At 64.1% G+C, this 22,520-nt stretch carries 18 protein-coding genes; 3 read left to right on the plus strand and 15 right to left on the minus strand.

Going from position 1 to position 22,520, the window contains the following annotated elements:
• Window positions 1-2 precede the first annotated feature (2 nt).
• Window positions 3-1,709: a GMC family oxidoreductase gene (locus tag MKK82_RS30025; protein WP_243987743.1), complete on the plus strand. Its 1,707-nt coding sequence runs from the start codon at window positions 3-5 to the stop codon at window positions 1,707-1,709.
• On the plus strand, window positions 1,706-2,500 hold the full coding sequence (locus tag MKK82_RS30030) for an alpha/beta fold hydrolase (protein WP_243987744.1): 795 nt from the start codon (window positions 1,706-1,708) through the stop codon (window positions 2,498-2,500). Before MKK82_RS30025 ends, MKK82_RS30030 begins: the two co-directional genes overlap by 4 nt.
• Window positions 2,501-3,234: 734 nt before the next feature.
• Here MKK82_RS30030 and MKK82_RS30035 read toward each other — a convergent pair.
• From MKK82_RS30035 to MKK82_RS30055, 5 genes are all read right to left on the minus strand, one after another.
• Window positions 3,235-3,483: a hypothetical protein gene (locus MKK82_RS30035; protein ID WP_243987745.1), complete on the minus strand. Its 249-nt coding sequence runs from the start codon at window positions 3,481-3,483 to the stop codon at window positions 3,235-3,237.
• Between the two features lie 118 nt (window positions 3,484-3,601).
• The gene (locus MKK82_RS30040) at window positions 3,602-4,903 is read right to left on the minus strand and encodes an MFS transporter (RefSeq protein WP_243987746.1); all 1,302 of its coding nucleotides are present in this window, start codon (window positions 4,901-4,903) and stop codon (window positions 3,602-3,604) included.
• An 89-nt stretch (window positions 4,904-4,992) separates the two neighbouring features.
• Window positions 4,993-6,444: a phosphonoacetaldehyde dehydrogenase gene (gene phnY / locus MKK82_RS30045; protein ID WP_243987747.1), complete on the minus strand. Its 1,452-nt coding sequence runs from the start codon at window positions 6,442-6,444 to the stop codon at window positions 4,993-4,995.
• A 5-nt stretch (window positions 6,445-6,449) separates the two neighbouring features.
• Window positions 6,450-7,700: a phosphonoacetate hydrolase gene (gene phnA, locus MKK82_RS30050; RefSeq protein WP_279603357.1), complete on the minus strand. Its 1,251-nt coding sequence runs from the start codon at window positions 7,698-7,700 to the stop codon at window positions 6,450-6,452.
• 11 nt (window positions 7,701-7,711) lie between these two features.
• A complete protein-coding gene (locus tag MKK82_RS30055; RefSeq protein WP_243987748.1) occupies window positions 7,712-8,821 on the minus strand; it encodes a phosphonoacetaldehyde reductase in 1,110 nt (369 codons plus the stop codon).
• A 104-nt stretch (window positions 8,822-8,925) separates the two neighbouring features.
• Here MKK82_RS30055 and MKK82_RS30060 point away from each other — a divergent pair, with 104 nt between their 5' ends.
• The gene (locus tag MKK82_RS30060) at window positions 8,926-9,831 is read left to right on the plus strand and encodes a LysR substrate-binding domain-containing protein (protein ID WP_243987749.1); all 906 of its coding nucleotides are present in this window, start codon (window positions 8,926-8,928) and stop codon (window positions 9,829-9,831) included.
• Between the two features lie 740 nt (window positions 9,832-10,571).
• Here the strand turns inward: MKK82_RS30060 and MKK82_RS30065 are convergent.
• The 10 genes from MKK82_RS30065 to phnX all read right to left on the minus strand — a co-directional run bounded on the left by MKK82_RS30065 (window position 10,572) and on the right by phnX (window position 22,500).
• The gene (locus MKK82_RS30065; protein ID WP_243987750.1) at window positions 10,572-11,309 is read right to left on the minus strand and encodes a metallophosphoesterase family protein; all 738 of its coding nucleotides are present in this window, start codon (window positions 11,307-11,309) and stop codon (window positions 10,572-10,574) included.
• The gene (locus MKK82_RS34110) at window positions 11,306-11,431 is read right to left on the minus strand and encodes a hypothetical protein (RefSeq protein WP_279603358.1); all 126 of its coding nucleotides are present in this window, start codon (window positions 11,429-11,431) and stop codon (window positions 11,306-11,308) included. The genes MKK82_RS30065 and MKK82_RS34110 overlap by 4 nt, the downstream gene beginning before the upstream one ends.
• 550 nt (window positions 11,432-11,981) lie before the next feature.
• Window positions 11,982-13,238, minus strand: coding sequence for a D-amino acid dehydrogenase (locus MKK82_RS30070; RefSeq protein WP_243987824.1), 1,257 nt, complete (start codon window positions 13,236-13,238; stop codon window positions 11,982-11,984).
• 13 nt (window positions 13,239-13,251) lie between these two features.
• Window positions 13,252-14,424 carry an alanine racemase gene (alr, locus tag MKK82_RS30075; protein ID WP_243987752.1) on the minus strand — a complete coding sequence of 391 codons (1,173 nt, stop codon included), beginning with the start codon at window positions 14,422-14,424 and terminating at the stop codon, window positions 13,252-13,254.
• The gene (locus MKK82_RS30080; protein WP_243987754.1) at window positions 14,424-16,130 is read right to left on the minus strand and encodes a Na/Pi cotransporter family protein; all 1,707 of its coding nucleotides are present in this window, start codon (window positions 16,128-16,130) and stop codon (window positions 14,424-14,426) included. Before MKK82_RS30080 ends, alr begins: the two co-directional genes overlap by 1 nt.
• Before the next feature lie 79 nt (window positions 16,131-16,209).
• Window positions 16,210-17,517: an aspartate aminotransferase family protein gene (locus tag MKK82_RS30085; RefSeq protein WP_243987756.1), complete on the minus strand. Its 1,308-nt coding sequence runs from the start codon at window positions 17,515-17,517 to the stop codon at window positions 16,210-16,212.
• On the minus strand, window positions 17,514-19,238 hold the full coding sequence (locus MKK82_RS30090) for a putative 2-aminoethylphosphonate ABC transporter permease subunit (protein ID WP_243987757.1): 1,725 nt from the start codon (window positions 19,236-19,238) through the stop codon (window positions 17,514-17,516). The genes MKK82_RS30085 and MKK82_RS30090 overlap by 4 nt, the downstream gene beginning before the upstream one ends.
• Before the next feature lie 8 nt (window positions 19,239-19,246).
• Window positions 19,247-20,344, minus strand: a complete 1,098-nt coding sequence (locus MKK82_RS30095; RefSeq protein WP_243987758.1) for a putative 2-aminoethylphosphonate ABC transporter ATP-binding protein — start codon at window positions 20,342-20,344, stop codon at window positions 19,247-19,249.
• Window positions 20,345-20,385: 41 nt separating this feature from the next.
• On the minus strand, window positions 20,386-21,417 hold the full coding sequence (locus tag MKK82_RS30100) for a putative 2-aminoethylphosphonate ABC transporter substrate-binding protein (RefSeq protein ID WP_243987759.1): 1,032 nt from the start codon (window positions 21,415-21,417) through the stop codon (window positions 20,386-20,388).
• 255 nt (window positions 21,418-21,672) lie between these two features.
• Complete coding sequence (gene phnX, locus MKK82_RS30105) at window positions 21,673-22,500, minus strand: phosphonoacetaldehyde hydrolase (RefSeq protein WP_243987760.1); 828 nt, start codon at window positions 22,498-22,500, stop codon at window positions 21,673-21,675.
• Window positions 22,501-22,520 lie beyond the last annotated feature (20 nt).

The following is a 22,520-nucleotide window of genomic DNA, read 5'->3' on the forward strand; positions in this document are numbered from 1 at the left end:
CCGTGAACGCCTTGCCCGAAACGGTCGACGTGTTGATCGTCGGCGGGGGCTCTGCCGGCTGCGTGATGGCCCACCGGCTCTCCGCCGACCCGCGGCGCCGGGTGCTCCTCGTCGAAGCCGGCATCGATACACCGCCGGGCCGGGTGCCGGCGGAGATCCTCGACAGCTATCCGATGCCGCTGTTCCATGGCGACACCTACATCTGGCCGGGGCTCGACGCGGCAGTCACCCGCGACTCCCGCGGTCGCACGCGGCGGCGGGCCTACGAGCAGGGCCGGGTGATGGGCGGCTCGTCCAGCATCAACGTCCAGGCGGCCAACCGCGGGCTGCCCCGCGATTACGAGGCCTGGGCCGCGCTCGGCGCCGAGGGCTGGGCCTGGGACGACGTGCTGCCGTATTTCCGCAGGCTCGAGACCGACCTCGATTGCGGCGGTCCGCTGCACGGCCATGATGGGCCGCTCCCGATCCGGCGCATCCTGGAGCCCGCATGGCCCCCCTTCGCCCATGCGGTCGCCCGCGCCTTCGATGCGACGGGGCTGCCCCGGCGCGTCGATCAGAACGGCGAATTCGAGGACGGGATCTTCCCGCCGGCCTTCTCCAACCGGGACGACGCGCGGGTCTCGGCCGCCGCCGCGTATCTGGACGTGGGGACGCGGGCCCGGCCGAATCTCACCATCGCCGCCGGCCTCGAGGTCCGTTCGCTGGTGATGGACGGGCGCCTCGCGACCGGGGCAGTGCTGCGGCGGGGCGACGGATGCGAGCAGCAAGTGAGCGCCGCCTCCGTAGTCCTGTGCGCCGGCGCTCTTCGATCGCCGGTGCTCCTCCTGCGTGCCGGGATCGGCCCGGGCGATGCGCTCTCCGCCTGCGGGATACCCGTCCGGCTGGATCGTTCGGGCGTCGGCGAGAACCTACGGGACCATCCCGCTTTGACGATGGCCCAGGTCCTTCCCCGCTCGCTCCGGCTGCCCGAGACCTTCCGGCGCGCGAGCTTGCTGGCCCTGCGCTATACGTCCTGCCATCCCGGAGGCTGCGCCTCCGATATGTATCTCACCGCCTCCGCCCGTGCCGGCTGGCACGCCCTCGGCGGACGCCTCGCGCTCTACTTCCTCTGGGTGAACCAGCCGCACTCGGTCGGGCGCCTGCGTCTCGATCCAGCGAACCCGTCCGGCCCGCCCGACATCGACCTCGGCCTGCTCTCGGATCGCCGCGATCTCGAACGCCTCGCCTCGGGGATTCGGCTGCTCCGCGACCTCGTGGTCTCGCCCACGCTGAACCCCCGCTCAGACGACCTATTCCCCGCGAACTATTCGCCGCTGATCCGCCGGCTGAGCGCCGTCTCCCCTCGCAACCGGCGGCTCACCGGCCTCCTCGCCCCCGTGTTCGATGCACCGGCCATGCTGCGCGCCCCGCTGCTGCGCGCCGTCTTAGGCGGCCACGCTTGGGCGACAGTGCTCCAGGACGATGGCGCTCTCGACGACTTTGTCCGGGACAACGTCTTCGGGGTCTGGCATGCGAGCGGTACGTGCCGCATGGGCCGGGCCGACGATCCCGGCGCGGTGGTCGATCCGGGGGGGCGCGTCATCGGAACCGAGAACCTGTCCGTCGCCGACGCATCGGTGATGCCCCGCCTTCCTAGCGCAAACACGAACGTCCCGACCTTGATGATTGCGGAAAAGATCGCGGAGAGGATGATGGTGGAGATGGGATGATCCCTCTCGACACGTTCGGCACCTTTGCGGTGGCCGACCTACGGCTGGAATACCGTTTCGTCGGTCCGCAGCCGGACTTGGCGCCGACGCTGGTGTTGCTTCATGAGGGTCTCGGTTCTGCCACGCAGTGGGGCTTGCTGCCGGAAATTCTGGTCGAGAAGACCGGATGCGGTGTCCTGGCTTTCTCGCGGCAGGGTTATGGGGCCTCGAGTCCGGTGCCTCTGCCCCGCCGGGCCGACTTTCTCGAACAGGAAGCCTGCACCATACTTCCCCAGGTCTTCGACCTCGCGGGACTGCGAAGCGGCCTGCTGATCGGCCATTCCGATGGCGCCTCGATCGCGGCCCTCGCGTTGGCGGAGGGCGACACCCGCGTGCGGGGCGGCGTCCTTATCGCGCCCCATTTCTTCGTCGAGGAGGCGACGCTGGCCGGGGCCCGACGGGCCCGGGACGCCTATGACAAGGGCGATCTGAAGGTCCGTCTCGGCCGTCGGCATACCGATGTCGAGGGAGCCTTTCGCGGCTGGAACGACGCTTGGTTGGATCCGGCTCGGCGCGGATGGACAATCGAGACAGCCCTCACGCGATGGACCGTCCCGGCAATCATCATCCAGGGGACGAAGGATGCTTACGGAACTAAGGCTCAGATTGCTGCCGCTCGCAGACTTTGCCCCGCCGGTCTGCTGAATATTTATGAGATGCCGAATGTTGGGCATCACCCACATCGCGAAGCGTTGGCAGAAACTGCCGACGTCATCGCCCGCTTCGTCACCCATGTCCTGAGCAGAGATTAAGTCTTCACAAGACAATGTTTGATTGGCCTTGAAACACACTGTCGCGAGGCCGGGTGCCGGCCCCTTTCCCGTGGGGAGGGGCAGGAGGCGGTGTCAGGTTCTTTGACAGGGTTATTTGGAATCACCTGCCTCCCAGGCCTCATCCAGATCGAGCTTTCCGAATCCGGGCGAGGACAAAGCCCAGCCGTGGTACTGGGCACGTTCGCCCACAATGCCGCCCGACAGCTTTCGGCAAATTCGCGTCCTCGACGGAATGACCGGATTGGATCGGGTAAGACGCTGTCCGTTTTTCCAGCAAGCCCCCTCCAAAGCGGACCGGCCGCTTTCGGCCAGACTACGCCACACCGGATCGGCATCGCGTGCAGGACCAGACATTCGGCTTGGCGCCGATCCCGGTCATTCAATCAGCCTTACCCGCTCCCACATAGCGGACATTCATCGTCACCGTTGCCCTGCCGGCCTACTCGCATAAGGGCTGGCTATGGAGATCGGGACGATCGGACAAAACTGCATAAGGCCCAATCACTCTGTTGGGTACACAGCCATACGCCAGTGATAGACAAGCTGCGCCGCCTTTCTCGGGGAGCACACTTTCTTTTCGGTCCTCAGAAGGCCGGCTCCAAATATGTGGCGATCACCATACCTTAGGTCAACAAGATTATAGTGGGGATAACGGCCTTAGTCGCATAGGTAGAGCAAACTATGATCGTCAAGCGCACCTGCGATCGCCCCAACTAAATTTCGATGACTACTTGCAGAGCCTGAAGTGCCTCGATGAATTGCTGACGCGTTTCCGCATCAGCACAGCGCAATTTTTCCATCATCAGATCAAGCAACACCGCCTGCTCGCGAAGGCCAATCTCTGTCGCAGCAGGACCCGAGGGGTCGAACGCACGGATAGGAACGTTCAGCGCGCAAGCGATGCGGGCGAGGGTACGCTTTAAGCCTGCCGACCCACCTGAGACGTCTGGATCCTCCATCATGCGCATACCTTGATTTAGTTACAACAGCGGTCACTTAAAGCAGGAGCACCGCCCCGTACGCTGGGACGATGCTTCTTAGAGCTGTAGGTCAAACGTCCGCAAAAAGGGGCGATGCCACTCAGCGGCGAATGAACAATGACACTGTGGCACTCGCCGCGCTGGCAGCAGCCACGATCAGGAACACAAGTGACGTGTCGTTGTGGGTATCCATGAACCCGCCGATCAAAGGCTCGCCGAGACCGGCAAACAGATAGGCGAAAAAGTTCATCACGCCGATCGCCGTACCGGCTCGCTTGTGGCCGACGAGGTCCGGGCAAAGCGCCCAGAACGAGGACTGTGGGCCATAGACGAAGAAGCCGCACAGGAAGAGCACTGCGAGGCCGAGATACACCTCTGACGTCGGAATCTTGTACATACACAGCGACATAACCGTCGCGCATGCCATGTACAGCACGATCGCCAAGTAGCGCTTGGAACCGAAGATCTTGTCCGAGATCCAGCCGTTAGTAGCCGCGCCGAAAGCCATGCCGACGGGGAGCGCGACGCTAATCCACTTCGGGTCGATCACTGCAGTCTGTGCACTTGCCTTCGCCCAGTTTGCGCCGAGAAAGTGCACAGGCACCCAGACGAGCAGACCGTAGCGGGCTGCATTTTGAAAGCCAATGGCGAGACCGCCGATCAGAAGTCTCCAATTCTTAAGGACACCCTTGTAGCGCTCGAAGGAGGTCTCATCGTCAGCGACAGGAGCCACGCTTTCGTCGACTGCGTCGTCGTGGGGCGATGAGAAGCCCATGTCCTCCGGACGCTCGCGGACGACGAGGTAGAACGTGATGCCACCGACTAACAGCAGCAGCACTGGGATGCGGAAGATCCAGCGCCAGTCGAGATGGAGCTGCTGCACGATGATGAGCGACGTGACGTAGGACAGGACTGAGGCCATGCCGGCCGCGAACGTGTAGCAGCCGAAGACTTTGCCGCGCTCGTGGCGTCCCCACCAATTCGACAAGAGGCTACTGCCGGGCGCCCATCCCATCGCCTGGAAATAGCCGTTCACGCCCCAAAACGCGCCAAGAGTAAAAATCCCCGTAGAGAAGCTGGTTGCCCAGTTCATCGCGCAGGACAGGATCGCGCCGGCGCTCATGACCCGCCGACCGCCAAACTTGTCGCCGAGATTGCCATTGATGGCTTGGCCGATCGCGTAGGCCCACAGCAGGCAGGCGCTGACCCAACCAAGTGTTTCTTTAGTCACGCCGAACTCAGCTTGAATACCGGGAATGGCAAAGCCAAAAGTCTGCCGCCCGGTATAGAAGAAGAAATAACAGAACATCGTCGCCAGCAGCATACGCCACTGCGCGCGACGGAACGAGATTTGTACTGGGGTTGTGGCAAAGCCTTGCACCCCCACCTGTGCGGTGGTCATCGACGTTCCCTCCCTGGGACAGTAAATGAAGATGTCGCCGAGCACTGGTCGTTTTTATTGATCCAAGTGCCCGCGATTTTAGCGGCGCTTTATTGATGCCAGGGCGTCGACCATGTCCTGACATTTGTGAAGCTCTTCATGGCTTCTACGACACCCTCTTTGTAACCAAGGCCCGAGTCCTTGATCCCACCAAAGGGCGACATCTCAATGCGGTAGCCCGGGACTTCCCAGACGTTGACCGTGCCGACTTCAAGTTCGGCGACGAAGCGACTGACGTAGTCGAGGCGATTGGTGCAAACACCCGATGACAGGCCGTAGGCAGTCGAGTTCGAGATCTGGATGACCTTGGCGATGTCATCTGGACAGCGAATGATCGGGATCACCGGACCGAACGTCTCCTCGCGCACTAATTCGCAGTCGTAGGGCACTCGGTCGACCACGGTCGGCGCAAAAAGTGCCCCCTGGCGCGGAGCGCCGGAGAGAAGCTCGGCCCCGTGCTGGATTGCATCGTTCACGCGCTTCTCGAAAAGGGTGGCGGAGCGCTCGTTGATGACGGTGCCAACATCCGTTTCAGGATTTGACGGGTCTCCGCACTTCAGGCGCTTCGCCTTCTCAACCACGAGCTTGGAAAACGCGTCAGCCACGCTCTCCACCACCAGGATGCGCTTTACCGCCGTGCAGCGCTGGCCAGAGTTCTTCGTGGCTCCGGTCACCGCAAGTTCGGCTGCCTTATCGAGATCGGCATCCTCCATGACGATCAGCGGGTCATTGCCGCCAAGTTCGAGCACGATGCGCTTATAACCGGCCGTATTGGCGATGTGCTTGCCGACGTGGACCGAACCAGTGAAGGTTACGAGGTCGGCATCCGGATCATTGATCATGGAGTCGCCCATCGTGGATGGATTGCCGGTGACCACGGAGAGCATCTCCGGCGGCAGCCCTGCCTCGTACAACACGTCGGCCAGGGCCAAGGCGGTCAAAGGCGTCAGCTCAGTCGGCTTCAGCACCAGCCGGTTGTTGGTAGCAATGGCTGGCGCCAGCTTGTGGCTGACCATGTTGAGCGGATGATTGAACGGGGTTATGGCCGAGATCACCCCAAGCAACGGCAGGCGGGTTGTGTAGATCTTGCGGGCCTTGCCGTTCGGCGAGACGTCGCAGGAGTAGATCTCACCGTCATCCTTGATCGTCAGCTGCGCCGCAAACGACCAGACATCGTAGGCGCGGCTGGCCTCATAGAGCGAGTCCTTCCAGCATAGCCCGGACTCGGCCGTAATAAGAGCGGCGAAGGTCTCTTTGCGATCGCGCAGCATCTCGGCCGTGCGTTGCAGGATCTGCTGGCGCTCGTAGCGGGTGAGCCTCGGCTTGAATGCTCGGGCCTTGGCAAAGGCCTCTCGGACGTGCTCGGGGCGCGCCGCCGGCACGAGGCCGACGACAGAGTTGTCGTAGGGGTTGCGGACCTCGACCTGGTCGTCGGTTTGGACGAGCTTGCCGGCGATCCGCATGGCCTCGCGGCGTACGGGTGGTTTCACGTTCGCGTTCATGAGCATCACCGCACGAGGTTCAGGGCGACGTCGAAGACGTCGAAGTTGCGCAGCGTGCGGCCTTTAGGGATCGCGATCTGCCGATTGGCGATCATCGGCACCACCTGCTCGGTGAGACCACCGTGGGAACGCAGAGGCTCGGTCAGACCGGACAAGTCGTGTTTGACTGCGGCTGTGCCGAGGACCTTGTGCCGGCCCGAGAGAACCACGACGTCGCCGATCCGGTCGGCTGGCAGTTCGAAACGCTGGCAGGCCTCCTCGGCAGGGATGGCAACGGTAACGCCTGGGATGTTTCTGGTGACCGCGATGACGGCGTCGAGCTTGTTTGCATCGACGTAAACCGTGGCAAACGAGCCCAGGGCCCCGTGATGTGCAACGTAGGGATCAGTGATCGGTAGAATTACACGCGTCGTACCGGCGCCGAGTTCCTTGTCCAGGATCTCCTGTAGGTAGATTACGTCCGGCTGGCCGTCTGCGAGGTGCTTATCGTTCATGCCGTGATCGGCAGTCATCACGAGCGTGCAGCCTGCCGCGTCGAGTTCACCGACATAGCGGTCGAACATCGCGTAGAAGCTATTGGCTACCTCTGTGCCCGGAGCCGCCTTATGCTGCACGTAGTCGGTCGTCGACAGGTACATTACGTCCGGCCGGAATGTCTTGAGCAGCTTCACGCCGGCGGCAAAGACGAACTCGGATAAGTCGGCTGAGTAGACCTCCGGAAGTGGCAAGCCGACGAAGTCGAGCACATTATCGATGCCGTTCTCAGCCTTGTTGGCCTTGTCTGCCTTCTCCGACGAGAAAGCGATTGCGGTGCCAGTAGTGAAATCAAGTCCCTTGCCAAGTAGGGTGCGCAGCTTGTCCTTGGCGGTGACCATTGCGACCTTCATGCCGGCCTTCTGGAACTCGGCCAGGATGGTCGGCGCGCGCAGGAAGCGCGCGTCGTTCATCATCACTTCGACGCCCGCGTCGCGGTCATAGAAGAAATTTCCGGCGATGCCGTGCCAGGCGGGCGGGCGCCCAGTGATGATCGATAAGTTATTGGGGTTGGTGAAACTCGGGATGACCGACAGCGCAGTCATGTTTGCACCGGTTTCCATTAAGCGGCCGAGGTTCGGCGCGAGGCCGTTCTCGACGGCCGCCTCGATGTAGCCCGGTTCAGACCCATCGATGCAGATGATCACAACCGGATGGTCCGGCCGCCGATACGCGCGGTCATTGGCAACGACGTCCGCGCCGACATTGGTATGTATGTTCATCGCGTCCTCCCTTAGGCTGCCGCCGCCAACACAGCCTCTCGGCTGCCAATAAAGTTGCGGCCGCGCTCGCCCAGCAGGGCGTCATCAATGGCACCGATCCAGTCTTCGCGCGTAACCCCGTAGTCGGTGGCACGGGTCGAGACGCCGAGGTCGGTCAGGAAAGCTTCGAGCCTATCCGCACCGGCAGCTAAGTCTTCGCCAAAGATGCGTTTAAGCGCAGCGTCACAGTTCGCATCGCGCCCGATCACGCTGCGCATGACCGCCGGGAGGCTGAAGGAGCAAGCGATGCCGTGGACGGTGCCGTGGTGCAGCGTCAGGTAGTAAGATAGCGAGTGGGCGAGGGCTGTCTTTGTGTTAGAGAAAGCAAGCCCGGCGAACAGGCTCGCACGGGCGATGCGGCTGCGGAGCTCGACGTCATCGAGGCGATCCAGCAAGAGTGGCAGGCCCGAGAGGACTTCTGTCGCCGCCATTACCGCATGGTTGACGGAGACCGGGTTGGCATTAACATTCCAGATGCTCTCCAATGCGTGTGACAGGGCATCCAGGCCGGTCGACATCGTCAGACCGCGCGGCACGGCTAGCGAGGTGCGCGGATCGAGAATGGCGTGCTCGGGGTAGAGGTTGGGGCGGTTGAGCGAGTACTTTTGCTTGACTTCAGTGTCCCAGACGGTCGCCCAGGAGGTTACCTCGCTGCCAGTACCAGCTGTGGTGGGCACCGCAATGATCGGGGTGGCGCTCAAGAATTGCGGCCCGGTGCGTCCCTCCAAGAATTCTTGGACGATGGAGAAGTCGTTGCCGGAGGCCGCCAGCACCTTGGCGGTGTCGATGACCGAACCACCACCAAAAGCAACGATTACCTCGGGTTGGATACCGGTCTTGCCGTAGGAATTACATGCAATTCGAAGACCGTTGAAGCTTGGATTAGGCTCAACATCTCGGACGATGACGGACGGATATCCAACTTCTTTTTTAATCCTCTCGACCATGTGGTCAAAATACGGATGATCATTGTACGTCAGAAGGCAGAAGCTTCGGCCCGCTAGCTTGGCACGAATTGCTACTGTTGCTTCTTCGCCGAAGGTCACGGTGACCGGGTTCGCATAAGTCCAGGACTTCGCCATTTCCGCCTTTCTCCCAAGGTTATTGTTTTTGCTCCAGGATTAGGAACCATAATGCAGCTCACGGGGCGAATTGATAGTTTTTGCCGTTCCTATAGAAAAAACCTATGAGACATACCCAACTCCGCGCCTTCCACGCCGTGGCGTTTACCGAAAGCGTCACCGCGGCGGCGCATCAGCTCAACGTCAGTCAGCCGACGCTAACGACGCAGATCCGATCTTTGGAAGACGAGTACGCGATCGAGCTGTTCGTGCGCTCAGGCGGCCGCATGCGTCTCACCGATGCGGGGCGGCAGCTTCAAACGATCACACGGCGCCTATTTGCCGACGAAGCAGAAGCACGGCATTTCCTGGTCGAGAGCCGTGAGCTGCGCACGGGTCATCTGCGGGTTGGCGCCGTAGGGCCCTTTCACGCTACCGAAATGCTGGTGGCGTTTCATGCGCACTATCCGCAGATCGAAATCTCAGTTTCGGTTGGCAATTCTCAGGTGGTGCTGCAAAATCTTCTAGATTTTCGCTCAGACGTCGCCGTCCTGGCCTATGTCGATGATGATCCGCGGCTCTGGGTTTCGGAGTACAGCAAGGATGCAATCGTCGCCTTTGGCAGAAAAGATCACCCGCTCTTCGTTCAGCGCCGACGGGGTATGCGGTTGTGCGATCTGCATGGCCAAGCAATGGTCGCGCGTGAGCACGGTTCTAACACTCGACGAGCAAGCGACGCAGCCATGGCGGCGGCCGGCGTCATCCCACAAGTCGTTATGGAGATTGGAAGTCGTGAAGCTCTCCGTGAAGCAGTTGCGAGTGGGGTTGGGTTCGGCTTCGTATCACAAGCGGAGTACGTCGAGGACAAGCGGATCACCAGCCTGCCGATCATCGACGCGGAGATCTACAATTACGCGCGGATCGTCTGCCTGCGCGATAGGCTCTCATCTCGCATGATCTCAGCTTTCTTGAGTGTGACGAAAACCCTGAAAGGAAACACACAGCCTCCTAAAGATCACCTTTCGATGTAAGCAAAAAACGTCCGCGGACCAATCCGTACGCGCACGAGCCTCTGTCCCTATTCGGACGCAACGACAAGTAGCGCGGCTGATTATGTCGGCAATTCGGTCCCACTCTCGACAAGGCGCTTGTGACAACTGGAAAGCTCCCAGGAAGACTTAGATTCTGCTAGGAAAGCATGTCCGCTTGTCAAGCGGTGGTAAAGCGCTGCCGTGACCGGCAACATCTGGTTTTAGCCATCGCATGTTAGAAAGTAGACCGACGGCTTTCGGCCAGATCCCGTCGATGCTGATAGTCCGTATGAAAGTTTGTCGTGGGTGGATTTCGGCTGGTCCGAATTCGGGAGCAAAGTCGAGAAAGCGGACGTTCGCTCACTTCGCGACGCATGACGGATTTTCGCCCATCCCGGTCATTTAGCGGGCTGTGCGACATCCCATAAGCGTGTGTTCAACATCGCCGTATAGGCGCCATCGCTGGAGCCAAGCGCCATGTCGTTGGCTCAGAGCGCCTGCAACACTGGCTCGGCGTCCGGGCCTTCGTCGTATTCCGCGACGGGCGGTAGCGCTGGTTCGCGATGCGCGTCGATGGCGAAGGCGCCGAGGTGGACGAGTGTGGGCGGTCAAAGGGGGGCGCCTGAATTCTGCGACCGGCGGTGGGAGCAGTTGGCCGAGCTTTTTCTATCCTCGTGCCGGACAAGCGTGCGATCTACTACAGGCTTGCGAGCGAGTTCGCCCGCTTCGGCGCCTGACCGTCAGCCGCCGGGCGCAAGGCCGGTCCTCAGCGAGTAAGCCCAGTCGTCACGGCCGTACTCTTCGGCGCGCTGCGCCGCGCGGTCCCAGTCATACGAGACCGCGAGCAGTTCGACGTCGAGCGGCCGTGTCGCCAAATCGACGACCGCAAAACGTGCGTGGGGCGATCCAACTTCCGAGACATAGGCCGGATCGACGTTCCGGTAGGCCGGCCAGCCGACGCTGCCAGGATTGACAACCATCGGTCCTCTTGCGAGCGCGAGCAGACCCGGAACGTGGCTGTGCCCACAGAACACCGTCCGCCAGTCCTGCCCGCCGAGCCGCGCGACGACCTCGTCCTCGCGGGCTGCCACAAGCCGCTCCTCGACAATTTCTTCCAGTAGGAACGTCTCGTCGCTTCCAGGTGCGCCGTGAACGAAAAGCGCGTCCGCAAGTTCGACGCGTTCGGGCAAACCGTGCAGCCAAGCCCGCGCCGATGGGTCCAGCGCGCGCCACGTCGTGCTATCCGATCGGCCGAGCCTGCCGTCCAGTGATCCGCCGACCTGCCGATCGTGGTTGCCACGGACATGCAGCCATGGCGACGCACGCAACGTCGCCACCGTTTCAGCCGGCCACAGCGGCCCCGAGGCGCAATCGCCGAGATTAACGACAAGGTCGACCGACAGCGCCTCGATGCGTTCGCCGACCGCCGTAAGCGCCGGTAGATTGCCGTGAATATCTGAAACGACCGCTAGTCTCATCCGCCCGCGCTCGCGTTCCGCAGCAACTGCGTGACGTCGAGGAATGCCGAGACCATCCGTGACTGGACCCGGTCCTGCAAGCACACGATGTGCGAGTAGTCGGAGATCCTCACATCGGCCATTGGCAGGGTCCCAGTGGACTCGTTGCGGATATAACCGGCGCTCGACACAAAGCGGAACCTGACACCGCCCAAGACCGCTCCGCAGACCGCCTCTCGGCCTAGATCAGCGGTTTCGACGCATGGTACAAGAAGGTGGCGACCGTTAGCGTAGACAATTTCGTGAGCTCGATCTACAGGTCGGCGACGCGGTCAAGGTCCCGGTCGACTTCGACCAGGATCTCCGCGTTCGCCTTGACCGCATGGACGTCGCCCGCGTGCCCGAGATCTGTAAGCACGCCGCTTATGAACGCACGAGCTAACGAGGCTCCATCAAAACGGGAAACGCGATCTCGACGACGAATTTGTCGTAAAGGTGACAATGGTTCAGGGTGCTCGTGTGACACGTAATTAAATCTAAGATTCCGCGCGCAAGACAAATATGTGATATTATTTAAGGTAAATTATAGATCTCATCCAGAATTTACTCCTAAACTAGGCTAAATATTATATAGATTTATATAATTACACTGCTGTACTAATTCGATTTAACCTCACGTTGCGTATTCGTTGATTAAGCCGCATAACGAGCCTGAGCCAGATCACGATGGTCTATGTCCGGTGCACGGCCCGAGATGAGATCCGCAAGCAATCGCGCAGAGCCGCAGGCCATCGTCCAGCCGAGCGTGCCGTGACCGGTATTTGTGAATAGGTTCGGAAGGCTCGTCGCACCGACGATCGGCGTGCCATCCGGTGTCATCGGCCGCAGCCCTGTCCAGAACGACGCCTCCGACAGCTTGCCGCCCCTTGGAAACAGGTCACCGACACTGCGCTCAAGAGTGGCCCGACGCGGTCCGCGCAAGGTTTGGCTGAAGCTTGCGAGTTCCGCCGTGCCGCCGACTCTGATCCGGTCGCCGAGCCGCGTGATCCCCACTTTGAAGGTCTCGTCCATCACCGTCGAAATCGGCGCAGCGTCGGGGTCGCTCACGGGGAGCGTCAGCGAGTAGCCCTTCACGGGATAGACCGGCAGGCGGATCCCGTGAGGTCGCAACAGGGCGGGCGTGTAGCTTCCCATTGCGGCGACGTAGGCGTCCGCCCGGAAGCGTTCCAGGCCGGCCCGCACGGCGGCGACCCGGCCGCCGTCCACCTCGAGGTCGTCGATGGTCACGCCGTAGTGGAAGACGACGCCAAGCCCTTCGCAGAGCGCAGCGAGCTCCCGGGTGAACAGATGCGCATCGCCGGTCTCGTCCCCCGGCAACCTCAGACCGCCGACGATCTTCTCGCGAACGGCGCCCAGCGCCGGCTCCGCCGCGACGCATCCGGGGCGATCGAGGACCGCATACGCCACCCCGTAGGCGTCAAGGACGCGGGTGTCGTCCCCGACATGATCGAGCTGCTTCTGCGTCCGGAAGAGCTGCAGCGTGCCGCGCTCGCGGTGATCGTAGGCGATGCCCGTATCGTGGCGCAGGTCGCGCAGCACGTCGCGGCTGTACTCCGCAAGACGGACCATGCGCCCCTTGTTTCGGGCGTAGGCCTCCTCGGTGCAGTTGGCCAGCATGCGCGCGAGCCAGCCGTAGAGGCGCGGTTCGAGCAGGGGCCACAGCACGAGGGGCCGGTGGCGCATAAGCAACCACTTCATCGCCTTGACGGGGATGCCCGGGGCAGCCCAAGGCGCGGCGTAACCAGGCGAGACCTGCCCCGCATTGGCGAAGCTCGTTTCCCGTCCGGGCCCCGCCTGCCTGTCGATGACCGTCACCGCGTAACCAGCCTTGGCGAGGTAATAGGCGGAGGTGACGCCGACGACACCGCTGCCGAGAACCAGGATACGCATCGTTCGGTCCTCCTCAGCCAAGATAGCGGCGGGCATAGCGTCGTCCGAGGCTGGTGAGCACCTCGTAGCCGATGGTGCCCGCCTCCTTCCCCACGCCGTCGACCCCGTTGGCCGGTCCGATTAGGTCCAGGAAGTCGCCGTAGGCGACGGTGCCGTCGGGGGCCCGACTCACGTCCACGACGATGCTGTCCATCGAGACGCGTCCGACCACCGGCAGCCGCAGGCCATGGAGCCAGGCGGAACCGCGCCCGGAAAGGCTGCGCGGAAAACCATCGGCGTAGCCCACCGCCAGGGTGGCAAGGCGCATCGGACCGGGCGCCCGGGCCGCGTGCCCATAGCCGATCCCGGTACCCCCGGGCACGGTCCGCACCTGCACGACCCGGCTTTCCAGCCGCACGACCGGGGCCATAGGGTTCGCGTTGCCGGGGACTGGCGATACGCCGTAAAGTGCGGCCCCCGGCCGAACGAGGTCGAGATGATAGCTCGACCCGAGAAAGATCCCCGATGACGCCGCGAGGCTGAACGCCGCCCTAGGAAAGATCGGCCGCAGCGCCATTATCGCATCACGCTGTGCCGGGTTGGCCGGATCCCCCGGGGTATCGGCGCAAGCGAGATGGCTCATGACGAGCCCGACCGTCATGTCCGACTGCGCGATCCGCGCCGACAGACGCTCGGCATCGGAGCGTGCGAAGCCGAAACGCGCCATTCCGGTGTCGAACTGGACCGCGCAAGGTCCGCGAAAGCCGGCGATGCGCGCCGCGCGCGACCATGCCTCTAACGCGTCCCAGCCGTTCAGAACCGGTTCCAGGCGATGGGCAAGGCAGGCCGCTTCCGCTCCCGGAGCGGCACCGTTCAGGACGAAGATCCGGGCCATCGGGAGGTCACGCCGGAGGTCGATGCCTTCCTGAACCTGAGCGACGAAGAAGGTGTCGCATCCCACCGCCGCGAGCACGGGCGCGACCCGTCCGGCACCGAGCCCATAGGCGTCGGCCTTGACGACCGCGGCGACACGTGCGCCCGGGGCTTGCGCGGTCAACGCTTGGTAATTGCGTACGATCGCGCCGAGGTCGATGGTAAGGCGGCCGCCGCAGGTCGCCTCAACCAAGGCGATTTCAGAATACCCGTCGTCGATCTCGTGCGAGGCGATGTCCGGGCGGCAAGGGGACGGATCGATTGCGCACTCCATCATCGCACACCCGCGACCGGGGCCGGCGGAGGCGTCAGCGCGGACAGGCGGGACGGGGCCGCGGCCGGCACGGTGATCCGCAATCGGCTGTCGAGGAGTTCACCGCTATGGCGCAGGATCGGGTAGGCGGCGGCGGCGATCAGGTGGTCGTTGATCCGTTTGAGGTCGCGCATTAGGTCAAGACCGACGGTCCATACAGCATCGTCCCGGGCCGGCTCTTCGCGAAGCCACGCGACATGGGCGAGGACGTGAGCCTCTTCCATCGCCCGAAAAGCCCGCTTCTCGGAGGCTAGGCGACGCGCCGCGCGGTCATCCTCGGTGACGAGCAGCGATGCCGCATTGCGCAGGTTGACCGACAGCCGATCGAGGAGGCCGGCTAGGTCGAGGGAATCGGCGGAGGCCGCGCCGAGCTTGCGCCGCCTGCCGATCTGCGTCGCAACGTTTCGCGCCAAGACGTCCGCAGCATGGCCGATCTGGATCGTGAAGCTCATCAGGCCAGCGAGACGGCGCTCCTCGGCCTCGTTCAGGGTGTCGGCATCGAGCCGGGCGAGGTAGCGCTGCAACTCGGCGCCAAGGCCCTCGATCTCCCGTTCGGCGGCTCGCATCCGCTCGGCGGCAAACCCATCGCCCCGCAGCAGGCGGATGGCGTCGCGCAGCATGCCCTCAAGGATGTCGACCATGCGCAGCGCGTGGCGGGAGGCGTCACCCAGCGCCATCGAGGGCATCTCCGCGTGGTCCGGGACCAGCGGCATGCCGCGGCCGCTGCCGGGCGCCACCTCCACCTCCGGCAGCAGCCGGCGGAGCAGTCTGGCAAGCGGCCCGAGCAACGGCAGGGCAACGAGCGCAAGGACCGCGTTGAACGCGAGGTGGAAATTCGCGACGGCGGCGTGGGAATCTCCGGTCATGGCGTTGACGATCGGTGTGAGCCGGCCAAGCAGCGGCAACGCGATCAGGCATCCGGCGAACCGCACCAGGAGGTTTCCGAGCGCCACCCGACGGCCAGCGGGCTCGCGGGTCGCCATCAACGGATTGAGGGCGCTGCCGAGGTTGGCCCCCAGCACCAGGGCGAGAGCGGTCTCGGGTGGGACCATGCCCTGCCCTGCGAGTGCGGCGACAAGCAGGATCACCGCGACACTGGAATGGGCCACCCATGCGAACAGCGCGGCGAGCAGCACGGTAATGACCGGATCGGCCGCGACGATGCCGAGGATCGCCTGCAGCCCGGGCGTTTCGCCGTAGGGTGCGAGCGTCTCCACCATCCGCATCAGGCCCAGCAAGACGAGGCCAAGGCCGATTGCGATTCGCCCGATCGCCTTGCCTTTCGCGCCCGATGCCCGGCGGAAGGCGACCGCTCCGACGAGGACGAGCACGGGCGCCACCATCGCGACATCGAACGACAGGGCCTTGACGATCAGCGCTGTCCCGATGTTGGCCCCGAGCATTACCGCCAGGGCCGGCATCAACTCCACCAGGCCCCCGGCTGCGAACGCCGTGGCCATCAACCCCGTCGCGGTGCTGCTCTGAAGCAGCATCGTCACGCCGAGGCCGGCGAGCATCGCCTTGACCGGGTTATTCAGACTTGCCCCAAGCACGCGCTGGAGATCGCCGCCGAACGCGCGCTGCACCCCGGTGCGGATCATGTGGATGCCCCAGAGCAGGAGCGCGACCCAACCCGCGAGGTCGAGGAGCAGCACCGTTCCGGTCATGTCCGGCGCCCGCGTTCCGCGCCCACTATGGCCGCCTCGACGATGTCGAGAGCGTTCGTCATCTGGCTCGGCGTAACGGTCAGGGGGGCGTCAGGGTCAGGACGTTGCCCATGGTGGTCTTGAACGAAAGGCCGGCATTGAGCGCCCGATAGAGCACCGCCTCGGCCAAGTCGGCATCGGGTTCGCGCGTGTCGCGGTCACGGACCAGTTCGATGCCGATGAGGCAGCCCCTGCCGCGCACGTCACCGATCGCTGGGCAGCGTTCCATCATGGCGCCGATCCGTTCGAGGGCCAGCGCGCCCACGCGCGCGGCGTTGCCGACCAGATCCTCCTCCTCGATGATCCGGATCGTCTCTAGCGCGGCGCGCGTCGTCACCGGATTTTTCTCGTGCGTGTAATGGCCGAAGGCCCACGCGCCGCCAACGTCGAGGCGCGGGTCGGCGATCACCGCCGCTATTGGAAGAATGCCGCCGCCGAGCGCCTTGCCGGCCACCAAGATGTCGGGGGCCACGCCATCGTGCTCGCAGGAGAACATCCGTCCGGTTTTGCCGAGGCCGGTGGGGATCTCGTCGAAAATCAGCAGCACACCGTGCCGGTCGCAGATGCGACGAACCTCCGCCCAGAAGCCCGGTGGCGGAATATAGGGCACCGCCCGCGTCGGCTCGGCGACAAGGGCCGCAACGTCGGGGTCCCGGGTCAGCACGTAGTCGATCATTCGGGCGCAGGCCTGGCCGCTCGCCTCCGCGCTGTCGGTGCCGTGGGGGCAGCGATAACCGCCGAAGGGGGCAACTTGGAGCGCGCCGGCCACCAGTGGCCCCGCGGGACCGGAGCGGAACAGCATCTCGCCCGACATCGCCGCTGAACCGGTGCCGGCACCGTGGAAGGAATCCCAGAACGACAGTGTCTTGTGGCGGCCGGTTGCCGCGCGCGCGACCTTCACTGCCACCTCGACCGCGTCCGACCCCCCGGTCGTGAACAGCACCTTTGAAAGGTTGCCCGGCGTGATCGCGGTAAGCTTTTCGGCAAGCGACACGGCAGGTTCGCAGGCATAGCGGCGGGGTGAGAAGGGCAGCGCGTCCATTTGCTCGGTGATGGCCCGCTTGAGGCGCGGATGACCGTAACCAATGTGGTGAACGTTGTTGCCGTGAAAATCCATGTAGCGGCGCCCGGCAACGTCCTCGATCCAGATGCCCTCCGCTCGCACGATCGCGTTGAGGCAGGGTGTCGAGACCGACTGGTGCAGGAACGCGTCCGAGTCCCGCGCGAGCAGCTCTCGCGTCGTCGCGTCGAGGCTCTCAGCCTGCCACGCGGCGCGGCGATCGGTGCGATTGGTGTCGCCCTCGGACTCGGCGACTGCCGCGGCTCGTATCATCGCGCCGGGGGTCATGCCGTCACCTCGCGGCGGCGCCAAACCTGGGTGCGGGCGATGACGAGGCGGTTGACCAGCGCCAGGGCGAGGCGTGCCGCGAGTGCAGTGGCCATGATCACGCTTGCCATCGCGGCGGCGGCGGCGGTCGTGCCGGCCTCGTCCATGTGGACGATGGCGATGGCAGCGAGCTTGGTGCTCGGCCCGTACAGGAAGATCACCGCCGAGACCGTCGTCATCGCGTTGACGAACAGGTAGACCGCCAGCTCCATCACCGTCGGCATGCAGATGGGCAGGCTGACCCGCCGGAGCGTCTGCCAGAACGGCACCTTCAGCGAGGCCGATACGGCCTCGAACTCCGGGTCTATCTGCTTCAGGGCCGTCGTAGCCGTCACGTGGGCCACGGTGTAGTAATGCGCGAGCGTGTTGATCGCGAGCAGCGCCAGGGTCCCGTAGAGGACGTTCAGCGGGTTCCAGGGCGCGTTGAAGAAGAACACATAGCCGAGGCCGAGCACGAGACCGGGGACGGCGAGCGGCAGCATCGCCAGGAGCTGCGCGAAGGCGCGGCCGGCGGGAAACAGTTTCAGCTTCTCGATGAGGTAGGCACCGCAAAACACGACCACCGTGCCGATGGCGGCGACCGAGAGCGCCATGACCAGCGAGTTCCAGTAGGGCGACCAGCCATCGGCGTCGGCGGCCGCGAAGTCGTAATGATCCAGCGTCAGACTGAGGTTGTAGGGCCAGTAACGGATGAAGGAGGCCCAGACTGCGACGCCGTAGGTCCCCACGATGACCCCGGCCACGAGCACCGCGTAGGCGAGCATCAGCCGATCGCGGACCGGGCGTGACTTCGGCTCGTAGGGCACCGAGCGGGCCGAGAGCAGGGACGATTGCCGGCGCTGGATCAGCCGGTCGACGACGAAGGCCAGCACCGCCGGCACCAGCATCAGGAGGCCGACGACGGCCCCCATCGGGAAGTTCTGCTGGCCGACGACCTGTCGATAGGCGTCGGTGGCGAGCACCGCGTACTGACCGCCGATCACCTTCGGAATGCCGAAGTCGGTGACGACGAGGGTGAAGACCACGAAGGCCGCGCTGACGAGACCATAGCGGGCCCCGGGTAGCGTCACGGTCAGGAAGGTTCGCAGGCGGCTCGTTCCCATGGCGGAGGCGGCTTCGTAGAGCCGCCCGTCCGAGAGTCCCAGCGCTGTGACGAGGATGATCACCGCGTGCGGAAACGCGTAGAGGCACTCGGCGATGGAGATGCCGATCGGCCCATAGACGCTCTGGCCGAACAGGATCCCGCGCAGGAACCCCTGGTTGCCTAGGATGTAGGTGAGCGCGATGCCCGACAGCAGGGAGGGCGCGAACAGCGGCAGTAGGGCGAGCGCAAGCAGCAGGCTCTTGAGCCGCATGGCCGTGCGGGTGAGCGCATAGGCGTAGCCAAAGGCCAGCGGCACCACGATCGCGACGACGCTGCCGGCCACGGCGAGGCTGTTGAGTAGCGCATCGACCAGCGTCGGCGTGGCGAAGTAGGTGCGGAAATTGGCCAGGCCAGCCATACCGCCGTCGGGGGCTTCCAAGCTCTTGATCAGCAACGCGCCGAGCGGCAGCGCGATGACGAGCACCAGAACCAGGCACAAGCCCGTGATGAGCGCGATGCCGACCTTGCTTTCGGAAACACCGTGCCGCTTTGCCGGCACGGCCTCCGACAGGGGCATGGCGATGGTCGCGTCGGACATGACCGGCCTCAAGCGCGCGGGGTCGACGGGAAGGGCCGGAGGGCCGCCGGCGGCAGGGAGACGTAAAGGTATTGGCCCTCGCTTAGGGCGAGGTCGCCGTGCAGGTTGGCCGAGAGGTCGGCGACCAGCGTTCCGCCGAGGTCGCGGCTCGGCTCCAGGCGGGCGCGATAGAACGAGCCGAGGAATTCCAGGCTGCGCACCCGCACCTCGATGGCGTTGACGTCGGTGGCGGCGACGTTACCGACACGGATCTCCTCTGGGCGGAAGCCGAGGCGGACGGGGCTGCCGGGAATGAAGCCGCGCCCATCCTCGCATACGAGGTCGACGCTGCCGACGCGGATCTCGCAGACCCCCCCGACCGTGGCGTCGAGGAAGGTCATCGCTCCGATGAAATCGGCCACGAACGCCGAAGCGGGCTGGCGGTAGATGTCCTGGGGCGTGCCGACCTGCTCGATCGCGCCACGGTTCATCACCACGACCCGATCCGCCATGGCGAGCGCCTCCTCCTGGTCGTGCGTGACCATTATGGTCGTGATGCCGAGGCGCTTCTGCAGTTGCCGGATCTCGTCGCGAAGCCGCGTGCGCACCTTGGCATCGAGGGCCGAGAGCGGCTCGTCGAGGAGGAGCAGGGAGGGCGAGGTGGCCAGTGCCCGGGCGAGTGCCACCCGCTGTTGCTGGCCGCCAGAGAGATGGACCGGATACTTGGCTCCCTGTTCGGGCAGGCCGACGAGAGACAGGAGCTCGGCGACCCGCGCGGCGATCCGCGCCTTCGGCATTCGCGTGTTGACGAGGCCGTAGGCGACGTTGGCCGCGACGGTCAGGTTCGGGAACAGCGCATACGATTGGAACACGATACCGAAGTCACGCTCCGAGGGCGGGGCCGACGAGACATCTCGGCAACCGATCTCGATGCGTCCCTCATCCTGCCGGTCGAGCCCGGCGATCATGCGCAGCAAGGTCGTCTTGCCGCAGCCGGAAGGGCCGAGGAAGCAGACGAACTCACCTTTCGCGATCTCCAGGTCGATTCCGTCGAGGGCGGTGAAAGCACCGTAGCGCTTCGACAATCCCGAAACCCTCAGGAACGGCGTCGCATCGCGAAGCGTCATAGCAGCACCCTCGATCTCTTGCGTACTCGTTCGGACGAACCCTACTTCTTGGCGGCCTTGGCCTCGTAGCGACGCGACCATTCGGCAAGCACCCGCTCGCGGTTGTCGGCCATCCAGCCGAGATCGTTCTTGATCATTGCGGCCTCGGCATTGGCGGGGTAGTTCGCGGGCACGTTGGCAACGCTGGGATAGGCGACGACTGCGTAGCTCTTGGCGTAGAGCTCGTTGGCCGCCTTGGTCGCGCCCCAGTCGGCGACCTTGCGGGCGAGTTCCAGATGCCTGGTGGTACCGACGATGGCGTAGGCTTCTTCGTCCCAGCCCGTGCCGTCGGCGGGAACGACGACGGCGAGTGGCGCCCCCTTCGTCTTCTCAGCGGCGCCGCGCATGTCCAGCGACAGACCGGCAGTGCGCTCGCCGCGGGCGGCCTGGACGCAGGGCGCCGAACCCGAATGCAGGTACGCGGCGATGTTCTCGTGGAGCTTGTCCATGAAAGCCCAGCCGGCCTCTTCGCCCATGCCCTGGAGCCAACCGGCGACCAGTAGGTAACCGGTGCCGGAGGAGGCGGGGTGTGGCATCACCACCTTGCCCTTGAGGGACGGCACCAGGAGGTCAGCCCATCGCACGGGGACCTTCGCGCCATCCTTCTCCGCTTCCGCGGTGTTGAAACAGACCACGCCGATCGAGGCGTCGGTGCCGGTCCAGCTGTAGGGGCCGACGGAATCCCGGAAAGCGGGCTTGAGGGCGTCGGCTCCCTTGGGCTCATAGGCGGCAAGCAGACCCTGCTTCTCGAACATGAGGAGGCTGGATGCGGCGAGCCCCATCACCATGTCGGCGCGGGGATTGTCCTTCTCGGCGAGGAACCGGGCGGTGATGACGCCCGTCGAGTCCCGTACCCAGACCACCTCAATCTCGGGCACCGCCCGCTCGATACCAGCCTTGAAGGGGCCAAGCTGGTCGTTTTCCAGGGCTGTGTAGATCGTCAGCTTGGTGCGTTCCGCTGCCGATACTGCGGTTGGAGCCGTCAAAGTCGACGTCATAGCGAGGGTCAGAGCGAGGAGGCCGACGAATTTCATGGACGTTGCTCCGAGGTATTTCGTTCTGACGTTTCTAGCGTCCGATACATGACAGTAGAAAGACAAAACTTTCGACGACCAAGTTCAGGATTTACGCACTCCTTGCCTCTTTAGAAGCCACTACATGGCAAGATTTATATTAATACAGTCAGCCGTGGTTCGTCCACGGCATTTGGCAGCGGATCGATGTCGGAACATTAAAGATTGCGGGTGAAGCCGCGTTCGACCGGGATAAATGGTCCTCCGCCGTCACCCTCAGTAGGCCTGCGGCATGCGTCCGGCGGCCAGGAGCCCGTTGATGTCGTTCACGACGCCTGGCAGGTCGGCGATCGTGTCGATGAGGAAGTGAGGCCTCGAATCGGCAAACAGGGCGGCGATCCGCGTCCTCTCGGAGGCGAGACGATCGGCGGGAAGGGCGCGGAACGCATCGTAGGTCAGCCCGAGCGCGTTGCCGGAGCAGGTGAGCGCCACCGTCCACATCCCGGCCTTGCGCCCTTCGAGGATGCCCGGGACCGTATCGTCGATCTTCACGCAGGCGGCGACATCGTCAATGCCGAGTGCGATCACGTTGGCAAGCGCCTGGGCCGGGAAGGGACGCCCGTTCGGGACCTCATCTGTGGCGACCACGTGGTCGGCGACGTAGCCATTGGTGGCAGCGAGCGCGACCACCCGCTCCATGACGCGGGCGGGGTATCCGGAGCAGGAGCCGATCTTGAGGCCCTTGGCCCGCAGTTCGGCGATGGCGTCCAGCGCACCGGGGATCACGGCTGAATGCTCTGCGATCTTCTCGATCTGCAGCGGCATGAAGCGCTCGTAGATCGCGGTGACGTCGGCATCGGTCGCCTCGCGTCCGCGGGCAGCGGCGTAGCGCGCGGCGATCTCGGGCTGATTGAGAAGCGTGCGGATGTGATCCCACTTGCCCATGCCCATCGGGCCCCGTGCCTCGGGCAGGCTTACGGCGACCCCGAACTCCGCGAACGCCTCGACGAAGATCTGGGTGGGTGCGAAGGAGCCGAAATCGACGACGGTCCCGGCCCAATCGAGGATCGCGGCCTGAAGTTTCTTCGGGTGAGCGTAGGGCATGGGGATGCTTTCCTTTGCGA

The sequence above is a fragment of the Methylobacterium sp. E-046 genome (genome assembly GCF_022829625.1).
In the GTDB taxonomy this organism is placed as follows: Bacteria; Pseudomonadota; Alphaproteobacteria; order Rhizobiales; family Beijerinckiaceae; genus Methylobacterium; species Methylobacterium longum.

Bases quoted from the DNA above. Each gene is read 5' to 3' on its own strand.
- MKK82_RS30070 (WP_243987824.1), bottom strand. From the start codon at position 13,238: ATGCGTATCCTGGTTCTCGGCAGCGGTGTCGTCGGCGTCACCTCCGCC.
- MKK82_RS30095 (WP_243987758.1), bottom strand. From the start codon at position 20,344: ATGACGCTTCGCGATGCGACGCCGTTCCTGAGGGTTTCGGGATTGTCG.
- MKK82_RS30100 (WP_243987759.1), bottom strand. From the start codon at position 21,417: ATGAAATTCGTCGGCCTCCTCGCTCTGACCCTCGCTATGACGTCGACT.
- MKK82_RS30060 (WP_243987749.1), top strand. From the start codon at position 8,926: ATGAGACATACCCAACTCCGCGCCTTCCACGCCGTGGCGTTTACCGAA.
- phnY (WP_243987747.1), bottom strand. From the start codon at position 6,444: ATGAACGCGAACGTGAAACCACCCGTACGCCGCGAGGCCATGCGGATC.
- MKK82_RS30065 (WP_243987750.1), bottom strand. From the start codon at position 11,309: ATGAGACTAGCGGTCGTTTCAGATATTCACGGCAATCTACCGGCGCTT.
- MKK82_RS30085 (WP_243987756.1), bottom strand. From the start codon at position 17,517: ATGACCCCCGGCGCGATGATACGAGCCGCGGCAGTCGCCGAGTCCGAG.
- MKK82_RS30040 (WP_243987746.1), bottom strand. From the start codon at position 4,903: ATGACCACCGCACAGGTGGGGGTGCAAGGCTTTGCCACAACCCCAGTA.
- alr (WP_243987752.1), bottom strand. From the start codon at position 14,424: ATGGAGTGCGCAATCGATCCGTCCCCTTGCCGCCCGGACATCGCCTCG.
- MKK82_RS30030 (WP_243987744.1), top strand. From the start codon at position 1,706: ATGATCCCTCTCGACACGTTCGGCACCTTTGCGGTGGCCGACCTACGG.
- phnX (WP_243987760.1), bottom strand. From the start codon at position 22,500: ATGCCCTACGCTCACCCGAAGAAACTTCAGGCCGCGATCCTCGATTGG.
- MKK82_RS30090 (WP_243987757.1), bottom strand. From the start codon at position 19,238: ATGTCCGACGCGACCATCGCCATGCCCCTGTCGGAGGCCGTGCCGGCA.
- MKK82_RS30055 (WP_243987748.1), bottom strand. From the start codon at position 8,821: ATGGCGAAGTCCTGGACTTATGCGAACCCGGTCACCGTGACCTTCGGC.
- MKK82_RS30080 (WP_243987754.1), bottom strand. From the start codon at position 16,130: ATGACCGGAACGGTGCTGCTCCTCGACCTCGCGGGTTGGGTCGCGCTC.
- MKK82_RS34110 (WP_279603358.1), bottom strand. From the start codon at position 11,431: ATGGCCGATGTGAGGATCTCCGACTACTCGCACATCGTGTGCTTGCAG.
- phnA (WP_279603357.1), bottom strand. From the start codon at position 7,700: ATGAACATACATACCAATGTCGGCGCGGACGTCGTTGCCAATGACCGC.
- MKK82_RS30035 (WP_243987745.1), bottom strand. From the start codon at position 3,483: ATGATGGAGGATCCAGACGTCTCAGGTGGGTCGGCAGGCTTAAAGCGT.